Source organism: Micromonospora zhanjiangensis (assembly GCF_042650605.1).
Taxonomy (GTDB): Bacteria; Actinomycetota; Actinomycetes; order Mycobacteriales; family Micromonosporaceae; genus Micromonospora_J; species Micromonospora_J zhanjiangensis.
Map to the genome: position 1 here is coordinate 57,209 of NZ_JBHSBN010000001.1, position 20,595 is coordinate 77,803.

At 72.7% G+C, this 20,595-nt stretch carries 20 protein-coding genes; 11 read left to right on the top strand and 9 right to left on the bottom strand.

What is annotated here, in order from left to right; all coding sequences use genetic code 11:
• Positions 1–14: 14 nt before the first annotated feature.
• The 6 genes from ACFOX0_RS00250 to ACFOX0_RS00275 all read right to left on the bottom strand — a co-directional run bounded on the left by ACFOX0_RS00250 (position 15) and on the right by ACFOX0_RS00275 (position 7,791).
• Positions 15–1,163, bottom strand: coding sequence for a M23 family metallopeptidase (locus ACFOX0_RS00250; protein ID WP_377541296.1), 1,149 nt, complete (start codon positions 1,161–1,163; stop codon positions 15–17).
• Positions 1,160–1,711, bottom strand: coding sequence for a hypothetical protein (locus tag ACFOX0_RS00255; RefSeq protein WP_377541297.1), 552 nt, complete (start codon positions 1,709–1,711; stop codon positions 1,160–1,162). Before ACFOX0_RS00255 ends, ACFOX0_RS00250 begins: the two co-directional genes overlap by 4 nt.
• Positions 1,708–3,624 carry an MFS transporter gene (locus ACFOX0_RS00260; RefSeq protein ID WP_377541298.1) on the bottom strand — a complete coding sequence of 639 codons (1,917 nt, stop codon included), beginning with the start codon at positions 3,622–3,624 and terminating at the stop codon, positions 1,708–1,710. The genes ACFOX0_RS00255 and ACFOX0_RS00260 overlap by 4 nt, the downstream gene beginning before the upstream one ends.
• Position 3,625: 1 nt before the next feature.
• Positions 3,626–7,006: an ATP-binding protein gene (locus ACFOX0_RS00265; protein ID WP_377541299.1), complete on the bottom strand. Its 3,381-nt coding sequence runs from the start codon at positions 7,004–7,006 to the stop codon at positions 3,626–3,628.
• Positions 7,007–7,097: 91 nt separating this feature from the next.
• Positions 7,098–7,460 (bottom strand): hypothetical protein, encoded by a 363-nt coding sequence (locus ACFOX0_RS00270; protein WP_377541300.1) that lies wholly within the window; start codon positions 7,458–7,460, stop codon positions 7,098–7,100.
• 13 nt (positions 7,461–7,473) lie between these two features.
• Positions 7,474–7,791: a hypothetical protein gene (locus tag ACFOX0_RS00275; protein WP_377541302.1), complete on the bottom strand. Its 318-nt coding sequence runs from the start codon at positions 7,789–7,791 to the stop codon at positions 7,474–7,476.
• 411 nt (positions 7,792–8,202) lie between these two features.
• On the opposite strand from ACFOX0_RS00275, the gene folP reads away from it, so the two are divergent.
• From folP to ACFOX0_RS00310, 7 genes are all read left to right on the top strand, one after another.
• A complete protein-coding gene (gene folP / locus ACFOX0_RS00280) occupies positions 8,203–9,102 on the top strand; it encodes a dihydropteroate synthase (protein ID WP_377541841.1) in 900 nt (299 codons plus the stop codon).
• Positions 9,099–9,458 (top strand): dihydroneopterin aldolase, encoded by a 360-nt coding sequence (gene folB, locus ACFOX0_RS00285; RefSeq protein WP_377541304.1) that lies wholly within the window; start codon positions 9,099–9,101, stop codon positions 9,456–9,458. Before folP ends, folB begins: the two co-directional genes overlap by 4 nt.
• 3 nt (positions 9,459–9,461) lie before the next feature.
• Entirely contained in the window at positions 9,462–9,989 is a 528-nt protein-coding gene (gene folK / locus ACFOX0_RS00290) for a 2-amino-4-hydroxy-6-hydroxymethyldihydropteridine diphosphokinase (protein ID WP_377541305.1), read from the top strand.
• Positions 9,986–10,504, top strand: a complete 519-nt coding sequence (locus ACFOX0_RS00295) for a DUF3180 domain-containing protein (RefSeq protein ID WP_377541306.1) — start codon at positions 9,986–9,988, stop codon at positions 10,502–10,504. Before folK ends, ACFOX0_RS00295 begins: the two co-directional genes overlap by 4 nt.
• A gap of 185 nt (positions 10,505–10,689) precedes the next feature.
• Positions 10,690–11,943, top strand: coding sequence for an ABC transporter permease (locus tag ACFOX0_RS00300; protein WP_377541307.1), 1,254 nt, complete (start codon positions 10,690–10,692; stop codon positions 11,941–11,943).
• A gap of 83 nt (positions 11,944–12,026) precedes the next feature.
• Positions 12,027–12,329, top strand: a complete 303-nt coding sequence (locus tag ACFOX0_RS00305; RefSeq protein ID WP_377541308.1) for a hypothetical protein — start codon at positions 12,027–12,029, stop codon at positions 12,327–12,329.
• A 108-nt stretch (positions 12,330–12,437) separates the two neighbouring features.
• Positions 12,438–12,929 carry a hypothetical protein gene (locus ACFOX0_RS00310; RefSeq protein WP_377541309.1) on the top strand — a complete coding sequence of 164 codons (492 nt, stop codon included), beginning with the start codon at positions 12,438–12,440 and terminating at the stop codon, positions 12,927–12,929.
• Positions 12,930–13,007: 78 nt separating this feature from the next.
• Here the strand turns inward: ACFOX0_RS00310 and ACFOX0_RS00315 are convergent, their stop codons facing one another.
• Positions 13,008–14,039, bottom strand: coding sequence for an ABC transporter ATP-binding protein (locus tag ACFOX0_RS00315; protein WP_377541310.1), 1,032 nt, complete (start codon positions 14,037–14,039; stop codon positions 13,008–13,010).
• A 2-nt stretch (positions 14,040–14,041) separates the two neighbouring features.
• On the opposite strand from ACFOX0_RS00315, the gene ACFOX0_RS00320 reads away from it, so the two are divergent.
• The 4 genes from ACFOX0_RS00320 to ACFOX0_RS00335 all read left to right on the top strand — a co-directional run bounded on the left by ACFOX0_RS00320 (position 14,042) and on the right by ACFOX0_RS00335 (position 18,343).
• Complete coding sequence (locus ACFOX0_RS00320) at positions 14,042–14,734, top strand: ABC transporter permease (protein ID WP_377541311.1); 693 nt, start codon at positions 14,042–14,044, stop codon at positions 14,732–14,734.
• Between the two features lie 31 nt (positions 14,735–14,765).
• On the top strand, positions 14,766–15,488 hold the full coding sequence (locus ACFOX0_RS00325; protein WP_377541312.1) for an ABC transporter permease: 723 nt from the start codon (positions 14,766–14,768) through the stop codon (positions 15,486–15,488).
• Positions 15,489–15,710: 222 nt separating this feature from the next.
• Positions 15,711–16,709 carry a glycine betaine ABC transporter substrate-binding protein gene (locus ACFOX0_RS00330; RefSeq protein ID WP_377541313.1) on the top strand — a complete coding sequence of 333 codons (999 nt, stop codon included), beginning with the start codon at positions 15,711–15,713 and terminating at the stop codon, positions 16,707–16,709.
• A gap of 104 nt (positions 16,710–16,813) precedes the next feature.
• A complete protein-coding gene (locus tag ACFOX0_RS00335; protein WP_377541314.1) occupies positions 16,814–18,343 on the top strand; it encodes a hypothetical protein in 1,530 nt (509 codons plus the stop codon).
• 18 nt (positions 18,344–18,361) lie between these two features.
• Here the strand turns inward: ACFOX0_RS00335 and ACFOX0_RS00340 are convergent, their stop codons facing one another.
• Both ACFOX0_RS00340 and ACFOX0_RS00345 read right to left on the bottom strand, forming a co-directional pair.
• Complete coding sequence (locus ACFOX0_RS00340) at positions 18,362–19,555, bottom strand: NADH-quinone oxidoreductase subunit D (RefSeq protein WP_377541315.1); 1,194 nt, start codon at positions 19,553–19,555, stop codon at positions 18,362–18,364.
• On the bottom strand, positions 19,552–20,517 hold the full coding sequence (locus ACFOX0_RS00345) for an SAM-dependent methyltransferase (RefSeq protein ID WP_377541842.1): 966 nt from the start codon (positions 20,515–20,517) through the stop codon (positions 19,552–19,554). The genes ACFOX0_RS00340 and ACFOX0_RS00345 overlap by 4 nt, the downstream gene beginning before the upstream one ends.
• Between the last annotated feature and the right edge of the window lie 78 nt (positions 20,518–20,595).

The window sequence follows — 20,595 nt, forward strand, 5'->3', positions numbered from 1 at the left end:
CGGATCGGGCCGCCTCACGCCTTACCGCCGAGGGGGATTCCGCGTTCGCTCATGAACGGCGCCGGGTTGATCGCCCCCGCCGAGCCGCGGTTGCCGTTGACGTGCACCTCGAAGTGCAGGTGCGGGCCGGAGGAGTCGCCACTGGTGCCCACCTGACCGATCACCTGCCCCGCCTGCACGAGATCACCCACCTTGACCACCGGTCGGCGGACCATGTGGCAGTACCGGGTGATGATGTTGCCGGCGTGCAGGATGTCGACGAACCAGCCGCAGCCACCCTTGCCCGGATACCCGTCGACGTCGCAGCTGTACGACCCGTCCCCCGCGGGGTCGCACCGGGCGACCAGTACCCGCCCGTTGGCGGCGGCGTGGATGTCGGTTCCCCGCGCGGCGGCCAGGTCCACGCCGTTGTGGCCGGGCCGCTCCGAGGTCCGGAATCCGGAGACGATGTTCGCCCGGACGGGCCGCGTGTACCCGGACGCCGTGATGTCGCCGGCCGCCGCGCAGCGCAGTTGGTTCCCCACGTTGACGGCCCGGGCGGCGCCGTTGGTCAGGAGGTTCACGATCCGGGTGGCGATCGGTTCGTGTTTGGCGTAGGCGTCCGGAAAGGCGCTGATCTGTACCCGCTGCGCCGCGTCGGTCAACGGACGGGTCTGCCAGCCCGTCACCTTGAGCAGCTTCTCGTAGAACTTGCGGGCCGTGTAGGCGGGGTCCCGCAGTTGCTCCGGTTTACCCCAGCCCATGCTGGGGCGCTGCTGGAACAGGCCGATCGAGTCGTGGTCGTTGCGACTGCCCAGGTTGCCGAGGTTGGTCAGGTTCGACTCCTGCATGGCGGTGGCGACGGCGATGATCCAGCCACGCGGCGGCACCGACATCTGCTTACCGACGTTGATGATGATCGCCGCATTGCGGATCTTGTCCGGGCCGTAGGAGTCAACGGATGGCAGCTTGCCGTTGGCGTCGACCACCCCGCCCTGGCCACAGGCGTCGGCGGCCAGCCGGTCGACGGCCGGATCGTCCCCGTCGCCGGCAAAGCCCGACAGCACGACCAGGGTTCCGCCGCCGCAGCACAGCAGCAGGAATGTTCCCAGCAGCCCGATGAGGACGGCCAGCCGGCGCCGCGGCCGGCGCCGATCGGTCGGTGTGGCAGCCAGATCACTCATGATCGCTCCCAGTCCACGGTGTCGACCAGCCACCGGCCATCCGGGGCGACGAGTTGCAGTCGGAGCCGTCCGGCGTTCATCGGGACGGTGACCTCGACCAGGGTCGGCGTCCTCGGGTCCACGACCGGCTCGCCGGTCATCTCGTCGGCCGGTACGCCTGCCGGATCCACGCCGGAGAGCTTCTCGGACAGCGCCTTGGTCGAATGCGGCGCCAGAGCGGCGTGCCACTGCTCGGCCGGGACCCCCCGGTGCAGCAGCCAGGCGGTGGCGAACGCCTTGGCGACCGTACCGGGTGCCGCCGCGCCGGGGCTGGTACTCGGGGTGGGCGTTGACTCCGCGTCGATGACGCCGTCGTCGCCGGCCTCGGGATCGACGGTGGCGATCGGCGCGGGCGGCCGGGCCCGGACCACCGGGTCGGTCGGACCGGCGTACAGTCGGGCGGCGCCGACGATGCCGAGGACGACCACGGCGAGCCCCAGCGCTACCCCGATCCGGGACCGCAGCACCCGGGTGAACAGGAATTCGACCGCTTTGCGCACCCCGCTCACCTCGCTTCGGAACGGACCCGTGGCTCAGGTCGCGCGACTGGCTGCTGCTCACCCGCCGAGTCGGGCCGGTAGATCGCGAAGGACGGCGACTCCTCCGGGATGTCGGACTCCTCCCAGGCGGACGGATGCCTGCGGCGCGGCGCCGCGGGCGCGCGCTGCGCCGGGGCCGAACGCTCCGACTGCTCGGCGGGAGCCTCCTTTTCCCGGTCCGTGCCGTCCGGCCGGCCGGCCCGCGCGTGGGCCGGGTCCTCCAGCCGCGCCTCCGGCCGGAGGTTGGTCTGCTCGGCGACCACCTGGGCACGCCGGCCGGGCCGTGCGGCGCTCGGCTCCGCCGCGTCCGACCGGGAGGACTCCCGTACGTCCCGGATGAACCGGATGTGCCAGGCCCGCGAGTCGTTTCCGGCGTCCTTGCCGCCGAGTTGGGTGATCCGCCGGTAGGGGCGCAGCAACAGCCACCCGACCACGCCGGTGAGCCAGACCAGCACCACCTGCAACCAGCCGGGCAGTGTCGGGGTGCTCATGATCAGGTCGACGGCGAACAGATAGATCGCGGCCCCGGTGCCGAAGATCGCGATGTTGAAGATCGCCGCGACCACGGCGTTGCCCAGCCGACGCAGCCCGCCACTGGCCGGCCGGAGCAGGCCCACCGTGCCGAGGATCGGCGCGGCGATCACCGCCCACCGGAAGATCAGAAAACCGAGCAGCACGAGCAGCGACGCGACGAGGTCGAACATCGCGAACATCACCGCGGCCAACACGGCGATGAATCCGGACCCGATCCGGTCCATGTCCCGGGCACCTTGGAGATATTCGTATGCCTCCGGGTCCTCCACCTTGATTAGGTTGGCGACCTTCATCCACTGCGTCTGCTTGGCGGAAATGGTCGCGTCACGGGACGTCGGGTTGGCCCGCATCTTTTGGGTTTCTTCCCACGACAAGGACTTGGCATCGTAGAGGGCGAGACCGTACTTCTTGGCGGTCTCACTGTCGGCGGAGCCAAGCATGCCGCGTAACCAGTTGCGGTAGAGCATGCTCTCGGTCACGGTATTGCTGGCGCGGACGGCGGGCGGCCGGTTGTCGGTGCAGGCACCAGGCGTCGGGTCGTCACAGGCTCCCGGACCGGTGTCCGACTCTTGAGGTCCGATCGCGTCGTGTACCACGCCGAGCGACGTCGTCAAGGTGCCATCGGCGATGTTCGCCGACCGGACCGGCCAAGCGGCCAATGCGGTGACCGCGACCATCACGAACAATGCCCAGCCAGCCGTGGTCATCGCATTGCTCATGTCCGACTGACGAGAACGCCAGATCAGGTAGAGCCCGACCACGCAGAGGGTGATGATGCCGAAGACACTGAACACCTTCTCGTAGACGGCCTTGGTGGCCCGTTCCACCAGCGGGTCGGCCCAGCCCCACATCGACTTCGGGTTCCAGGCGCGTTCGCGCAGCGCATTGGACGCGCCGATGACCGCGGTGGCGACCATAAACTCGCCGTTGGCGATCGTGGTGGTGACTGCGTAGCCGGGATGGAAAACGCTTGTGAGACAGCCACTGCCTTCCAGGTCGTACGTGGTGTAGCTGTATCCGGCGTAGCCGTAGGTACTGTAGAGGCCGCGAGGCGCCGCGCCCTTGCTCAGGTCCGGAGCGGAGGAGAACCATCCGGCGAGCCCTGAGTCCGGAGCACTGGGAATCGGCGGCTTCTTGCAATCCACCGTCGCTCCGCCGGTGTCCTTCAGCTTGTCGACGCACGTCCGGAAGTTGGCCTGCCACTCCTTTGTGGTACAGACATTGGCGGCTGCCTGGGCGGACACCGGGGCTGCCGAGGCCGGCTGGGTGCCACCGAGGAAGGGCCAGGTCAGTGTCGCGACGGCCAGGATCCCGATGGCGAGAACGAGTGCGGCGACCCGCCTGCCCATGTCACTCCTCCAGATCCGGAATGGTGCTCGGCAGGGTGGAGACCGTGGCCTTGGCGGCCGTCGGTGTGGTGTCGAGATGGTCGAGCAGCCCGTCGACGTACGACACGTCGACCCGGACCTTCTGCACCCGGCCGTCCACGTCGCGCATCACGAACTCCCGGAAACCCAGGCGCGCCGACGAGGTTGCGTCCACGTTGGACAAGGAGGCGAGGGTGGCCTCGTAGCCGTCGTCGACCGGCACCCGGAGCAGTCGCAGCGCGTCGCTGGCGATCTCGGCGTCCTCGGCGATCCGGCCGACGAACACGGTGGAGACCAGGTTCTGCACGTCCAGGCCGAGAATGTCCCTGGGGTTCTGCGAGGACACCAGGGCGGCCAGGTTCCACTTCCGGGAGTCCCGGGCCAGCCGGACCAGGAAGGACCGACCGGAACGCCAGCCCTCCATGAAGTGCGCCTCGTCCAGACCGACCAGCTTGCGGGCGGACATCGAGCCGCCGTAGCAGCGGCGGACCGCCAGGCGGTGCGCGGTGTGCAGCATCGGCAGCGCCAGCGCCTCCTCGGCCGACCAGTACTCCCGTTCGATCTTCAGGTCGGGCAGCCGCAGCCCGGCCATGGTGATCACCGTCAACGCCGCGTCGGCGCCGAGCAGGCCCTCCGGCGGCCGGCCGAAGAAGAGCAGGGCCAGCGGCATCTCGGCGGTGTCGAGCAGGAGGTTGGCCAGCTCCTTGCCGTCGTCGTTGTCCAGCCCGGTTAGGCAGGCCACCACGTCGTCCAGGGTGGACGTCTCCTCGGCCGGCACCTGGCGGACCGCGTGCCGGAGCAGGGTTGCGGTGGACGCCTCGCGGGCCACCTGCGGCGGCACCAGCATCATGCAGATGTCCTGGACCAGCATCCGGCGCTCGGCGCGGGCGTTGGAGACCGCGATCTCGAACTCCCGGTCGCCGGCCGCGCCGGCCGCGAACTCGCCGCGGACCGGGGTGGGGATCAACGAGTACGGTGCCAGCGTCCCCTGCTCGGACCCGGTCAGGTTCAGCACCCGCGAGTACGGCCGCAGCTCGGGCATCGAACACAACCGGGCCAGCGGACCGGACGGGTCGAGCAGGGTCACCTGCACGCCGCGCCGGGCGGCCAGGTAGCCGAGCGCACCCAGCAGGGTCGACTTGCCACCGCCCGGCTCGGCGACGAACACGGCCAGCCCGGAGCGTTCGCGTACCTCCATGGGGAAGTGCAGGTCGAGGAAGACCGGCCGCCGGCAGGTCCCGGCGGTACGCCCGATCAGGTCGCCGCGCCGGTCACCGACGGTCGACGCGGCCTGGGGGAGTGCGGCGGCGAGCAGGTTGACCGGCATCCGGCGGATGTAACCGGTGTTCGCCACCGGTTCGCCCGGGATGAACTCGCGGGCCAGCCAGTCCTGGTTCTTCGGATGTTGCAGCGAGATGCGCAACTCCCGGGAGTAGAGCTGGATGAGCCGGCGGGCCCGCTCCAGGCACTCCTCCCGGCTGCGACCGCCCACCGCGATCCGGTGCCAGCCGTGTGCGCGGGCCGAGTCCACCGGCAGACCGGTGGTCATCTCGTCGCCGATGACCAGTGCCCGCTTGGCCAACCGTTCCAGTTCCGGTGGCGCGTCGATGCCGTGTTCGGCGTAATCGAGTTGCTGGGAGCGGATCATCCGCAACCGGTGCTCCAGGTTGCGGAACGAGTCACCCGGTCCGAGCAGGTCGACCCGGGTGGACAGCTCCATCGGCCAGGGCAGGCGCTCGTGGAAGTGCAGCCACGGCTCGTGCCGTTCCGGGATCTCCAGCGGTTCCATCCGGCCGACGGCGAGCACGGCGACGTGCCGTTCCTCGCCCGTCATCCGGTTGACCAGCTTCACCGTGGAGCCGTACGGGGTGCGGTAGCGCTCCACCTGCTCGGTCAGGGCGAGCAGGTCGCCGCGTTCCCACCGGCCGTTGGTGGCCGGGGAGAGGGCACCGGGCGGGGCCATGCACAGCGCCACCGAACGGTAGAGCAGCCACTCCAGTTCCTGTGCCGTCACCCGTCGGCCGCGCATGCCGAACGCCCCGAGCACCTCGTCGAACTGCTCGACGGTCCGACCGAGTTTGCGCCGTTCGCCCTCGGCGACGCCCCGGCCGAAGGTGCGCAGGATCCGTTCGGTGAACGAGTCGCCGAGCGACCGGCGGGCGAAGGTGACACCGAGGTAGGTCTGGCCCTCGGCGTGGTTGACCGACAGCAGGTGCCGCTGCGCCGCGACCAGGTGGTCGGCCCAACTGTTCCCACCCTGCACGGTCGGTAGCGGGCGGGCGGTGTGCGCGTCGATGGTGCGCGCCCACTCGTCGGCCGGGAACGGGCGGGTGGTGCGGCGCAGGTGCACCCGGAATCCGGCGAGGCCGGCGTACTGCTCGGAGATGGCCGAGAGCAGTGCCTCCCGTTCGGCGTCCGGCCGGAACGCCCAGCGCACCTCGGGCAGCCAGTACCAGGCCGTGACGGTGTTGGGAGTGAAGGTGAGGTGCCCGGCGATCTCGGTGATGGCGAGGTCGACGGCCGGGTCGCGGTCGCCGAACTTGACCTTCGGGGGGCGTACCGCCGGGGTCTTCGCGGGCCGCGAGCGCTTCGCCTGCTTCTTGTCCGCGCGTCGCTCGGCCGGGGTGTTCGGAGGCTGCTCGACCGGTGCCGGCGCGGTGACCGGCGGGCCGGCCGGCGGCGGTCGGTGCGCCGCGCCGCCGGCGACCTGGTGCGGTACGGCCGCCGGCCGGGTGACCGGCGGTGCCGCCGGGTCCGGGCGTGTCTGGGCCGGCCGGTCGACGGGCGCGGTGGCGGCCGGCGGCGGCAGGGTCCGGTCCGACCCGGCTCGGTGGGCCTGCCCGGGTACGGGTTGACCGGTCGGCCGCGTGCTCCAGCCGGCCGGGGCGCCCGGCACCGGACCGTTCGCCGGCGGTACGGCCGGCCCGGCGTGACCGGGTGCCGCGGCCGGTGGACGCGGCGGCGCGGCGCGGACCGGAGTCGGGGCGGGCGGCGCCGGCGGCGGCGTTCCGGCCCGGGTCTCGGTCCGCCGCGGTTCCTCGGTGGTCCGGGGCGGCTCCGGCCGGTCGTCCGGTCCGGGACGCCGTTGGGTGGGCGGGATCAGCGGCGGGCGGGCCGCCGGGTGTCCGTTGCCCGGACCGGGCCGGGGCACCGGACCGCCGAACAGGTCGAGGAACGGGGAGTCGATGTCGGGGTGCTCGGCCGCGGGCCGTCGGGGTGCCGGGGTGGACGGTGTGTGCCGGCCGCGGATCGGCTGGGGCGCCTGGAACCGCGCCACCGGACCGTGCCCGGTGCTGCTGACCAGGGCCGGGTCGAGCTCCTCCAGCTCATCGGCCTCCGCGTCCGGGTAGTCGCGCGACTGCATACCGTTACCATCCGGGTCGTCTCGGCGTTCGGCCGGGCGGCGGGAGCCCGGCGGGGGGTAGCGGGTCATGCCGTCGCCTCGCAGGGGTGGTTCATGCCAACTCCTCACGGACCCGGATCCGGGTCGCCACCAGTCGGGGGTCGCGCTGCTCCGTGGCCGGCTCGCGGGTGCGTCGCCAGTCGGTGAGCGCGGTACGGATCACCATGCGGGCCGGCCGGTCGGGATCGACGTAGCGAAAGACGAACGAGGTGCTGACGATCGCGAGCGCGATCTCCCAGGCCGGGAAGAGGTCGACGGTGAAGGTGAAGAGCCAGTGGATGAACACGTACAGCGGGACCAGCAGGATGAACAGGCCGTACTGCGCGTAGGGCAGGTGAACGGGCAGCGTGTAACCCGGCGGGCCCAGGTAGACCAGGCGGGCCCGGTAGATGTCGTCGTCGGTGCGCAGCCGCATCTCGTGCCCGCGCCTACTGGAAGATCAGCTTGATCAGGTAGTCGCCGACGAAGAACAGGGTCGCGGCGCCGGCGATGAAGGCGAGCCCGACGATGGCGATGGCCGAACTGGTCAGCACCTTGGAGATCTCACCCCGGCTGGCCCGGCCGATGAAGATGACGCCGAGCACGGCGAGCAGGATCGGCGCCACCTTGCTGGCGAAGAAGGTGACGACGCCCTCGGTGTTGATGGTCTTCGGCGCCGGTGCCGCTGCCGGCACGGCCGCGGTAAGGGTCTGGAACGCGTGCGCGGCACCGGTCCACGCCGCGTCCACCAACTCCGTGGCGATCATCCGAACACAACCTCCCCAAGGCGCGGCCGGCGAAGCCGCGTTGCAGTTGTCAAGCCTGGCGGAAACACCTGGTCGGACGCTTCGTCGGCTGACGTCGCGTCCCGTTGCCGCCACGAGTCGTGACGGAAGTTGGGTGATTCATACCGCTTCGGCCCATCTCCCTAGACTTCGCCGTTCAGTGCCTCGCAGATGCAAAGCGTACGGCGCACCCTCTTCTCTAACAAGCTGCGAAGACATCGGCGACTCGTCCCCTCTGACCGGGCCAACCGTACACCTGTTCGACAGTGGCCGGTCGACGTGCGGCCGGGCGGGTGTGGGTACCGTCTAGCCGTGACATCCGAGGCTCGTGGCGCGCCCGGGGCGGCGCCCGACCCGGCGGCGGATCTGCTGCGGTCCGGCCGGCCGGTCGTGATGGGTGTTCTCAACGTAACGCCCGATTCGTTCTCCGACGGCGGCCGCTACGCCGACCGGGACCACGCCGTGCGGCACGGTCTGCGGATGTGGCGGGACGGCGCCGCCCTGGTCGACGTCGGTGGTGAGTCCACCCGACCGGGTGCGGACCGGGTGCCCGCCGCGACCGAGGCGGCCCGGGTCCTGCCGGTGGTCCGGGAGCTGACCGCCTTGGGCGTACCGGTGAGCGTGGACACCACCCGGGCGCGGGTCGCGGCCGCCGCGTTGGAGGCCGGGGCGGCGGTGGTCAACGATGTCTCCGGCGGTCTCGCGGATCCCGACATGGCGACGGTGGTCGCCGCGGCCGGCCGCCCCTGGGTGTTGATGCACTGGCGCGGCCACGCCAAGCGGATGGCCGAGCTGGCCAGCTACACCGACGTCGTGGCCGACGTGCGGACGGAACTGGCCCGGCGGATCGACGCCGCGCTCGCCGCCGGCGTCAGGCCCGACCGGATCGTGATCGACCCGGGGCTGGGCTTCGCCAAGGGCGCGGCGGACAACTGGGCACTCACCGCCCGGCTGCCGGAGCTGCTGGACCTCGGCTACCCGCTGCTCTTCGCGGCGAGCCGCAAGTCGTACCTGGGTCGGCTGCTGGCCGACCCGGACGGCACGCCGCGGCCGGTCGACGGCCGGGTGGCGGCCACCGTCGCCACCAGCGTGCTGGCCGTCGCGGCCGGCGCCTGGGGGGTGCGCGTGCACGACGTCCGCGCGACCGTGGACGCGCTCGCGGTCTGGCAGGCCAGCGGCCGGCCCTGCCTGGTCACCGCGGCGCCGCCGGACCGGTCGGCGGTCGGCGGGCCGACCCCGGAACCGCCGCCGGCCGGCGGAACGACCTCACCCGATACGGAGGACACCCGATGACCGACCGGATCACGCTGACCGGGTTGCGCGCCCGGGGCCGGCACGGCGTGTACGACGTCGAGCGGGAACACGGTCAGGACTTCGTCGTGGACGTCGCGCTGGAGCTGGACCTGGGCCCGGCGGCCGGCTCGGACGACGTCCGGGACACCGTCCACTACGGCGAACTCGCCGACCGGCTGGTGGCCATCGTGACCGGCGAGCCGGTCAACCTGATCGAGACCCTGGCCGACCGGCTGGTGGGCGCCTGCCTCGCCGATACCCGGGTGGCCACCGCCACGGTCACCGTGCACAAGCCGCAGGCGCCCATCCCGCACGAGTTCGCCGACGTGGCCGTCACCCTGACCAGGGGGCGCTGACCGATGACCAGGGCCGTGCTCTCCCTCGGCAGCAACCTCGGCGACCGGCTGGGCGAGCTGCGCCGAGCGGTGGCCGCGCTGCGGGACGTGCTGGTGCTGACCTCCGGGGTGTACGAGACGCCGCCGTGGGGGGATCCCGACCAGCCCGCGTACCTCAACGCGGTGGTGCTGGTGGTCGACCCGGCGGCCGGGCCGCGGGACTGGCTGACCCGGGCCCGGGCGGTCGAGGACGCCGCCGGCCGGGTCCGCGACCCGGCCCGCCGGTACGGCCCGCGCAGCATCGACGTCGACGTCGTCACGGTCTGGGACGACCGGGACGAACCGGTGCTGCGCGACGACCCGGAGCTGACCCTGCCGCACCCCCGGGCCCACCTGCGGGCGTTCGTCCTGCGTCCGTGGCTGGACATCCAGCCGTACGGCCGGCTGCCCGGGCACGGCTGGCTGACCGACCTGCTCAACGCGGCGCCGCTGGCCGACGACGCCGTTGCGCTTCGTCCCCGGCCGGACATGACGTTAGAGTCGACGGGATGACCGAGCGACAGTCGCCGCCACGAGGGCCCGCGTCCGACCGCCCGACGATGGGGCCGACCCGGCTGTCCACCCTGTTCGTCGCCGCGATGGCCGCCGCGGCGGTGGCCTGGCTGGTGATCAGCGGCCTCTACGCCGACATCCCGGCGTTGCCCTGGCTGCCGAACGTGACGCTGCTCGGGCTCGCCGTGCTGGAGGCGTACGCGGCGGTCAACACCCGGGCCCGGATCGACCGCAAGCCGGGCCGGGAGCCGGTGGAGCCGCTCGCCGTGGCCCGGTTCGCGGTGCTGGCGAAGGCGTCCTCGCTGGCCGGGTCGATCTTCGCCGGCTTCTACGCCGGCGTCTCCGTCTGGTTGGCCGTCGAACGGACCCGGGCGGCGTACGACGATCTTCCGGCCGCCGTCGGCGGACTGGTCGCGTCGCTGGCGCTGGTCGGCGCGGCGCTGTGGTTGGAACGGGCCTGCCGGGTACCGGACCGGCCCGACGAGGAGAACCGGGACGACGACCGGCCCGAGTGACCGGCGCCGGGGGCAGCCCCGACCGCCGCCGGCCGGGAGAAGGGTCGTCTCGGGGTCCGGCCGTGGTCGCCGACCGCGCGGGGGGTTACGTCCGGCACCCGACCCGAGTACCGTGCCTGCGACCGGTCCGGATCCCATCGTTCACCGTCGAGCCGATGGGCGGATGAGCAGGGGAGGCGCGCGGGATGGCGTACGACGAGCCGGGCTACCGACGGCGGGACACCGACAGCACGGACCCGGACGGCTACGGCACGTCGGACGACTCCGAGTACGGCTACCGGACGGGCCGGCGGGGGATCTCCACCGCCGAACTGGACGACGTGTTCGACGATCCGGCGCACGGCGAACCGGGCCGGGACCGGATCGGGGTGCACCTGGCCTGGGAGGCCCTTCTCCTGCTCGCCGTGGGCGTGGTGGCGTTCCTGCTCTATTCGGAGGACCCGGCCGCGCTGCGCGACACGGAGTTCACGACCCTGCTGGTCGGTGCGACCGCGCTCGGGCTGCTGGCGCTCGGCGCCGGCCTGTCGATGCGGGCCGCCGTGCCCAACCTCGCCGTCGGCCCGGTGGCCGTGGCGGCGGCGCTGCACTTCGCCGAGAACGGCGACCGGGGCCTCGTCCCGGCGATGCTCCCGGCCACCCTGTTCACCGTGGGCCTGGGCCTGGCGGTCGCCGTGCTGGTGGTCGGCCTGCACGTGCCGAGCTGGGCGGCCACCCTCGCCGCCGCGCTCGGAACGATCGTCTTCGTCCAGCAGCGCACCGCGCCGGTGGCGGTGCAGGGCGAGTTCGATCCGAAGCGTTCGGCCCTCTATTTGTTCGGCGGATTCGCCGCCGTGGCGGTGCTGAGCGGGCTGTTCGGCACGATCAAGCCGCTGCGCCGGGCGATCGGCCGGTTCCGGCCGACGGGCGACCCGGCCCGCCGCCGGGGCGGCCCGGCCGGTCTGTTCGCCACCCTCGCGATCATCGGGTCGATGGTGCTGGCGATGCTCGCCGGGGTGTTGATCGCCGCGAACGGCACCGGTCCGGTCGTCCCCGAGCCGGGACTCGAATGGACCGGGTTGGCGATCGGCGCCGCCCTGGTCGGCGGCACCAGCGCGTTCGGCCGTCGGGGCGGCATCTTCGGCACCCTGCTCGCGGTCGTCCTGCTCACCCTGTTCGTCAGGTACGCCGAGTACAAGAACTGGCACATCGCGCTCGGCGCGATCGCGGCGGTGACCGTCGCCGGCGGGTTGGTGGTCACCCGGCTGGTGGAGACGCTCGGCCGGCCGCGGGCCGCGCGAGCCGGCCGGTACGAGGAATGGCAGCCGGATCCGGACCCGGTCGACGGGTCCGGTTGGAGTGGCGGGCGAACCGGCGGGACGAACTCCTGGCCGACGATGCCCACCCAGCCGAGCGAGGCGCGCGCCGACCCGTGGAACGACCGCTGGGGCACCGACCGGTGATCCGCCCCCGGACCCGGCCGGACACGAGGCCCGCTCCCGGCCTACTCCGCTCCTCGTCGGCCCGGGCCGGATAGGCTCGGGCCATGAACGACTCGCCGACCGACCGCGGCCCCACCTTCGCCGAGCTGGACGCCCTGTCCACTGAGGAACTGCGCGAGCGGGCCTTCGAGGTGGCCCGCCACCGCCGGGACGTCGGTTTCTTCTGGTCGATCGTCCGGCACCTGCCCAACGCCGACGAGGCCGAGGCGCTGGACGGCTCACCCAATTCGGTGGGTCCCACGGTGGACGAGGCGGTGGCCCTCTGGCGGGAGCTCACCGGGCACGGGTACGAGGAGTCGGCGCCGTTGCTGCGGGCGGCCTTCATCGACTATCTGATGAAACACTGACCGCCCCGGACGACCGGCGTCTTCCACGCTTTCCGGACCGGCAGCCATATTTACGGATATGACTCCGCCAGGTTTGGTCGACGCGGCACGCTGGGAATTAACGGCGCCATGGCTCTCACCAACCGCTACAAGACAGCAGTGGGCGCGGGTACGCTGACCGCCCTCGTGCTGGTCCTGGTCTTCGGCAGCCCCTGGTATGCCGACTGGGCCCGGGACAACACCAACGGCAGGACGGCCGGAGGCTGGTTCCTGCAACTGCTCGCCTGGCCCGGCTGGAGGTTCGACTCCGGCGACTCCGTCCAGGACGTGTTCGCGGCCGACCTCAAGGCGATCCTGGTGGTCGCGCTGACCGCGCTCTTCCTCTATCTCCTGCCCGGCTCCCAACTGGCCCGGGCCCGCGGGACGCTCAGCCAGTTCTTCGCCGGCTGGGCGGCCTACATCTTCGCCGGGGCCTTCGCGGCCCTGCTCACCGCGTTGGTCCAGTCCAACCCGTCGCTGCTCGGCGCCTTCCAGGCGGCCGGCGTCGGCGCCGGATACGGCCTGTTCGTCGGCTGGATCATCGGCATCGCCACCCTGGGGGCCCGCCGGGGCCGCGGCTGAGCCCACGTCGTGACGCACCGCCCCGACGCGCGGCCGGTCCGTTCGCGGGCCGGCCGCGCCTCGGCGAGTGCGGGGCGGCTACGCCCGTTCCACCGGGTCCGCGGGATAGTCGATGCTCAGCAGCCGGTGCCGGCTGAGCAGGCCGAGCGGCTCGCCGTCGCCGGTCACCCGGGCGTGGTCGGCGTTCGAGGTGAGCATGGTGGCCAGCGCGTCGTACAGCGACGAGCCGAGCCGTACGGTGGGCAGGCCCGGCTCGGTCGAGGCGTCCGGCGGATCCAGCAGGTCGCGGGTGACCGGGGTGACGGCCAGCCGGCGGATGCCCCGGTCGGTGCCGACGAACTCCCGCACGAACGGGGAGGCGGGTTCGCCGAGCAGGGCCGCCGGCGTGTCGTACTGCTCCAGCTTGCCGCCCTGGGACAGGATCGCGATCCGGTCGCCCAGCCGGACGGCCTCGTCGAGGTCGTGGGTGACCAGGACGATGGTCTTGCGGACCTCGGCCTGCAGGCGCAGGAACTCCTCCTGCAGCCGGGCCCGGGCGATCGGGTCGACCGCCGAGAACGGCTCGTCCATCAACAGCACCACCGGATCGGCCGCGAGGGCGCGGGCCACCCCGACCCGCTGCCGCTGCCCGCCGGACAGCTCGTGCGGGTAGCGCCGGCCGAACGTCGCCGGGTCCAGCCCGACCAGTTCCAGCAGTTCCTCGGAGCGGGTCCGGATCCGCGCGGACGACCAGCCGATCAGCCGCGGCACGGTGCCGACGTTGGCGAGGATCGTCTGGTGCGGGAAGAGCCCGACGTTCTGGATGACGTAGCCGATCCGGCGCCGCAACCGCACCGGGTCGGCGGCGGTGACGTCCTCGTCGTCGAGCAGGATCCGGCCGGCGGTCGGCTCGATCAGCCGGTTGATCATCCGGAGCACGGTGGACTTGCCGCAGCCGGACGGACCGATGAGCACGACCAGTTCGCCGGCCTTCACCTCGAGGCTGAGGTCGGCGACCGCGACGGTGGAGTCCGGGTACTGCTTGCGGATGTCCTGTAGTGAGATCGCCGCGGCGCTGGCCGGTAGGCCGCCGGGTGCGGCGGGGGAACTGCCCCCCGGGGTAACGTCCACGTATGTCCTTCCACTTGATCTACCGGGCGGACCCGGCGAATCCGTGGTTCTCCTGGCAGTATGTGCGGGACAATTCAGACACAATCCTCGCGGCGCTGCGGGAACACGCCGTCCTCACCGCCCAGGCGGTGGCCATCGCGGCGCTGGTGGCGATCCCGCTGGCCGTCTCCGCGTACTGGTTCCGGTCCCTCACCGGACCGATTCTCGCATTGTCCGGCGTGCTCTACACGATCCCGTCGCTGGCGCTGTTCGCCTTCGTCGCCCCGTACGTCGGGACCGGCACGGGCACGGTTCTGATCGGTCTGGTGCTGTACGCCCTCCTGCTGATCATCCGCAATTCGCTGGCCGGTCTCAACCAGGTGCCGGCGGAGGTGCGCGACGCCGCCCGGGGCATGGGCTACGGACGCCTCGCCCGGTTGGTACGGATCGACCTGCCGCTGGCCCTGCCCGGCATCGTCACCGGCGTACGACTGGCCACCGTCTCCACGGTCGCGTTGGTGACCGTGGGGGTGTTGGTCGGGCACGGCGGACTCGGTCAGCTCATCCTCGGTGGCTTCCGCAACAACTTCTACAAGGCCGAGATCGTCACCGGCACCGTGCTCTGCGTGGCCCTGGCGCTGGTGCTCGACCTCGTCCTGGCCGGGATCGGTCGGCTGCTGACCCCGTGGCAGAGCACCCGCCGGAGCGCCCGGTGACCGCCGACGACACGGCCGGAAAGAGGCTCAGGTGAATCCGATCCAGCAGGCCGTGGTGTGGCTGAACGATCCGCTCAACTGGACCAACCCGGGCGGCGTGCTCGACCGGCTCGGCGAGCACCTCACCATCTCCGCCGCCGCGGTGGCGCTGGGTTGCCTGGTGGCCTGGCCGATCGGCCTGTGGCTGGGACACACCGGCCGGGGCGGCGGGCTCGTCGTGCTGCTGTCCAACGTCACGCTCGCCATTCCCACGGTCGCGCTGCTCACCCTGCTGCCGTTGACCTTCCTGGGGTTCGGCCAACGGCCGGTGATCATCGCGTTGGCGGTGTTCGCGGTGCCGCCGCTGCTCGCCAACGCCTACACCGGGGTACGCCAGGTGGACCCGGAGGCGCGGGACGCGGCGCGCGGGATGGGGCTGTCCGGTGGCCAGTTGCTGCGCCGGGTCGAGCTGCCGTTGGCGGTGCCCTACCTGGCGGCCGGGTTCCGCACCGCCGCGGTGCAGGTGGTGGCGACCGCCGCGCTGGCGTCGTTCGTCAACGGCGGTGGCCTCGGCCAGATCATCAGTGCCGGGTTCGGCCTCGGGATCGCGGTCGGCGGCGGGCAGATCCTGGCCGGCGGCGTCCTGGTCGCCCTGCTGGCCCTGCTGGTGGAGGTGATCCTGGCCGTGGTCGAACGGATGGTCACGCCCCGGCCGCTGCGTCGCCGGCGGACCCGCGCCGACCGTCGCGCCGCCGCCGCGATCCAGGGCACCTGAGCCCGCGACGTACCGTCCGGACCGTTTGTCCGGTTGACCACCCGGTGTCCGGAATCCTGATCCACGACTCAGTGACGATCTGGTGACAAGCGTCGCTCCGAGTTGTCGGTGCGGTAGGAACGATGTTGGGGTGGAAAGTCGCGGGCGACCGTCGGAAAGATCGCCCGTCGGACACGCGGCCGGCCCGTCACGGGTCGCGCCGGGACACGGAAGGCGGGCAGCATGAGCCCACGTGCACGTTTAGCCATCGGAGCCGTCGGCGCGCTCGCCGCGGCCGGAATCCTCAGCGGATGCGGCAACGCCGGCTCGTCCGGCACCCAGGCGCCGGCGGCGGGCGCCTCCGGCGCGGGCTGCGCCCCGGTCGCCGGCAGCAAACTGGTCGTCCTCGACGACGACAAGAAGCTGCAGAACACCGACAACGTCATCCCCGCCATCAGCGCCAAGGTGGCCAAGCCGGAGTTGGTCGCCGCCCTGGACAAGGTGTCCGACGCGCTGGACACCAGCAAGCTGATCGCCCTCAACAAGGCGGTCGACGTGGACCGCAAGACGCCGAAGGTGGCCGCCGAGGAGTTCGCCGCGGCTCAGAAGATCACCGACGGGCTGGCCAAGGGATCCGGCAAGATCGTGGTCGGGTCCGCCGACTTCAGCGAGGCCAAGATCCTCGGTGAGCTCTACCGGATCGCGTTGACCGGCGCCGGTTACCAGGTGACCGTGCAGACCATCGGCAACCGGGAACTGTACGAACCGGCCCTGGAGAAGGGCGAGATCCAGGTCGTACCGGAGTACGCCGCGACGATGGCGGACTTCCTCAACGGCAAGGCCAACGGCAAGGACGCGGCCTCCGTCTCGTCCCCCGACCTGGACAAGACGGTGTCCGGCCTCAAGACGCTCGGCGACAAGGTGGGCATCACGTTCGGCAAGCCGTCCACCGCGCAGGACCAGAACGCGTTCGCGGTGACCAAGGAGTTCGCCGACAAGTACGGCGTGAAGACCATCTCGGACCTGGCCGACAAGTGCTCCGGTCAGGCGACGGTGCTCGCCGGCCCACCGGAGTGCCCGCAGCGGCCGAAGTGCCAGGCCGGTCTGGTGCAGGTCTACAACTTCAAGGCGGGCACCTTCAGCTCGCTGGACGCGGGCGGCCCGCAGACCAAGTCCGCCCTGAAGTCCGGCTCGGCCAGCGTCGGACTGGTCCTCTCCTCGGACGGTGAACTCGCCGGCTGACCCGGTCCGGCCGTCGTCGACGGCACGGCGGTGCGCCGGCCGGGCACGTCCCGGTGGCGCACCGCCTCGGCGGCCGGCCGGAACTCTCGGTAGGCTTTCCTGCCATGGCCGGAACCGATTCCACCGCAGGGCGGAGCCGAAACCGGCTGCTGCCCGTACTGTTCTGGGTTGGCGTCGGGTTGGCGCCGATCGCCGCGTTGCTGCTCCTGGTCGGACAGAGCAACGGCATCCTGCGGGTCGCCGCGGTGCTGGGCATCCTGTGCGTCGTGCTGATCGGGCTGTCCGTGGTGCTGGGCGGCAACGCCGAGTCGGTGCGCGACGCCATCGAGGACACCCTGCATGAGGACCTCGACCTGCTGCGCGGCGAGATCGCGACCGCGACGCACGCCAGCCAGCAGGCGCTCGGGGAACGGCTGCGCGTTCTGCAGCACAACGTCGACGTGCTGCGCGGTCAACTGGAGGCGGTGCGCGGCGCGGGCGTACCGGGGCAGCGCGCCCCGGAGCCCGGGCCGACCGGACCGCGACCGGCGGAGCAGACCCGGGCCGCCGCGCCTCGACCGGCAGACGCCGCGCCGCGGGCGGCCGCACGGGTGCCCGACGTGCCGCCGCGCGCCGCGGGTCGTACCCCGGACGTGCCGCCGCTGGCCGCGGCGCGGGTGCCGGACGCCCCGCCGCGGGCCGCCGCGCGGGTGCCGGACGTGCCGTCGCGGGCCGCCGCGCGGGTGCCGGACGTGCCACCGCGGGCCGCGGCCCGGGTGCCGGAACGCGGTCCCGCGCCGGCCGAGCCCGAGCAGGGCGGCTATCCGGCTCCGCCGGGCCCGGGCGGGTCGTTCCGGTCGGCCGAGCGGGTGGCGGGCGGACACCACAGCGGTGACGTGCTGCAACCGGGCCCGGTGCCCGCCGAGGGCCCGCCGGCCCGGCAGCCGGGCGGCCGGGCCCAGGTCCCGCCGCCGGGCCCGCGCGGCCCGATGCCGCCGGAGCCCGGCCGGCCCCGGACCGGTCCGTTCCACGGCCCCGCCGCCGCCCCGGTCGGCCGGCCGACCGGGGACACCGAGGACCCGACCGGGACCGGTCACCGGTACGCCGGCGTCGGCGCCCACTACTCGGAGCCGGAACCGGACACCGGGCAGGGCAACTGGTCGGAGCACGCGCCGTCGGGCACCGGCCAGTGGGACGCGCACCGCGACCCCGAGTTCACCGGCGACCAGTACGGCTCCGACCAGCGGCACGGTCGGGCGGTCGAACCGACCGACGATCCGGCCGACGTCGACTACTGGTCCGACCTGCGCTCCGGTGGCCGTTGGTCGACGGACGGCGACGACGGGCGCGGCGGTCGGCCCGGCGCGCACGCCGGGGCGCCCGGGTCGGACCGGTACGCCGCGCTGCGCAGCGACGACGAACCGTACGAGGAGCCGTACCCGGTCCCGTCCGGCGCGGGTGCCGACCGGCACCGGCGCCCCGACGACTGGCCCGGCGGTGCCGACACCGCGGACGGTGGCCGGGAGGCCATGGCCGGCGCCCGTCGCCGGTACGACGACAACGAGTACGGCTATCCGCCGAACGACGAGGTACCCCGGGCCGGCGGAGCCCGGCGGCGGGCCGAGCCGGACTATCCCGAGGAGCGCTGGCGCTGAACCGCCCGGTTCACCGGTTCACTTGTCGATGTCGCCGACCACGAAGAACATCGACCCGAGAACGGCGATCAGGTCGGGCACCAGGCAGCCCGGCAGCAGGGTGGACAGCGCCTGCACGTTGGCGTACGAGGCGGTGCGCAGCTTCATCCGCCAGGGCGTCTTCTCGCCCCGGGAGACCAGGTAGTAGCCGTTGATGCCGAGCGGATTCTCGGTCCACGCGTAGGTGTGCCCCTCCGGCGCCTTGACCACCTTCGGCAGCCGGACGTTGACCGGCCCGGTCACCCGGTCCACCCGGTCCAGGCACTGCTGCGCCAGGTCCAGCGAGACGTACACCTGGTCGAGCAGCACCTCGAAGCGGGCGTGGCAGTCGCCGGCGGTCCGGGTCACCACCGGCACGTCCAGTTCCCCGTACGCCAGGTACGGCTCGTCGCGGCGCAGGTCCAGGTCGAGCCCGGAGGCCCGGGCGACCGGGCCGGACGCGCCGAACGCCGCGGCGTCGGCGGCCGACAACACCCCGACCCCGGCGGTACGGGCCAGGAAGATCTCGTTTCGCCGGATCAGGTTGTCCAGGTCGGGCAGCCGCCGCCGGACCTCGTCGATCGCCTGCCGGGCCCGCCGGGTCCAGCCGGCCGGAACCTCCTCCTTGAGGCCGCCGACCCGGTTGAACATGTAGTGCATCCGCCCGCCGGAGACCTCCTCCATCACCGTCTGCAGCGTCTCGCGCTCGCGGAACGCGTAGAAGACGGGGGTGATCGCGCCGATCTCCAGCGGGTACGAGCCGAGGAACATCAGGTGGTTGAGCACCCGGTTCAGCTCGGCCAGGGCGGTCCGCAGCCAGGTGGCCCGCTCCGGCACCTCGATGCCCATCAGCCGCTCGACGGCCAGGGCCACGCCCAGCTCGTTGGCGAAGGCGGAGAGCCAGTCGTGCCGGTTGGCCAGCACCAGGATCTGCCGGTAGTCGCGCACCTCGAACAGCTTCTCGGCGCCCCGGTGCATGTAACCGACGATCGGTTCGCAGGCGACCACCCGCTCGCCGTCGAGCACCAGCTTGAGCCGCAGCACGCCGTGGGTGGACGGGTGCTGCGGTCCGATGTTGAGGACCATGTCGGCGCCGAGCTGGCGGCCGTCGCCTCCGGTCCCGGCGACCAGACCGGCTCCGGTGCCGACGGTCAGTTCCCGGGTGGCCCCGGTCTCCGTGGTCATGTCCGTCATCGTGCCATGACCGCCGCGGGCTCGACGCCCACCGGTTGCAGCAGCCACCAGTGCCCGCCGAGACCGGCCGGGTCGGTGAGTTCGGCCGCCGCCGAGGCCGCGGCCAGCGCCCGCAGGTAGCCGGCCGGGTCCGTCGAGGCCAGCGAGAGCGGTGGCCGGCGCCCGTCGACACCGAGCGCGCGCAGCGCGTCCCGCTGCGCCATCAGGGTGTACGGCAGTCCGGCCACCGCCTGACCGGCGGCCGCGACCGCGTCGATCGCCACGTGGGCGGTCAGGTCACACGTCCCGTCGGGCACCGGCGGGACCTGGCGACCGGCCCGGAAGCCGGTGAGCGAGCCGGCCACCGGCCGCTGCCCGCCGCGGTGGCCGTAGTCGACGGCCACCGCCAGTCCCCGGTCGACGGCGCGGACCGCGTCGGCCCAGGCGAGGTCGCGGGTCCGGCCCACCTCGGCCCGGAAACCGGCCGGCCACCAGGTCCGCAGCCACTGCGCGTCGAGCGGGCCGACGGGTCCACCCACCGTCTCGGTGCCGGTGGTCGGATCGACCAGCACCGTTCGCCAGCCGCCGGCGCCGTCGGACTCCACCACCTCCAGCGGTACGTTGTCCAGCCACTCGTTCGCCAGCAGCAGCCCGGTGACCCGGTCCGGCAGGGTGTCCCGCCACTCGATCCCGTCGACCGGGCGGTCCGGCGCCGGGGCGAGTTCGACGGCGGTCAGCCGGAGCCGGCGGGCCAGCTCGGGCGGCGCGAGCGCGGCCAGCCCGGTGAGCAGCTCGGCCCGCCCGGCGCCGACGTCGACGACCTGGAGCCGCGCCGGCCGGCCGAGCGCGGCGTCGACCCGGTCGAGCAGCCGCAGCACCGCCGCGTCGAAGCCGGCCGCCGTGTGCACGCTGGTCCGGAAATGGGCGCCGGGCCCACCACCGGACACGAAGAACCCGTCGGGGCCGTACAGTGCCCGGTCCATCGCCGTACGCCAGGGGAGCGGACCGGAGGCGGACGGTGCCGGGACGGATGGGGTCACCGGTGAAGGTTTTCACATGTT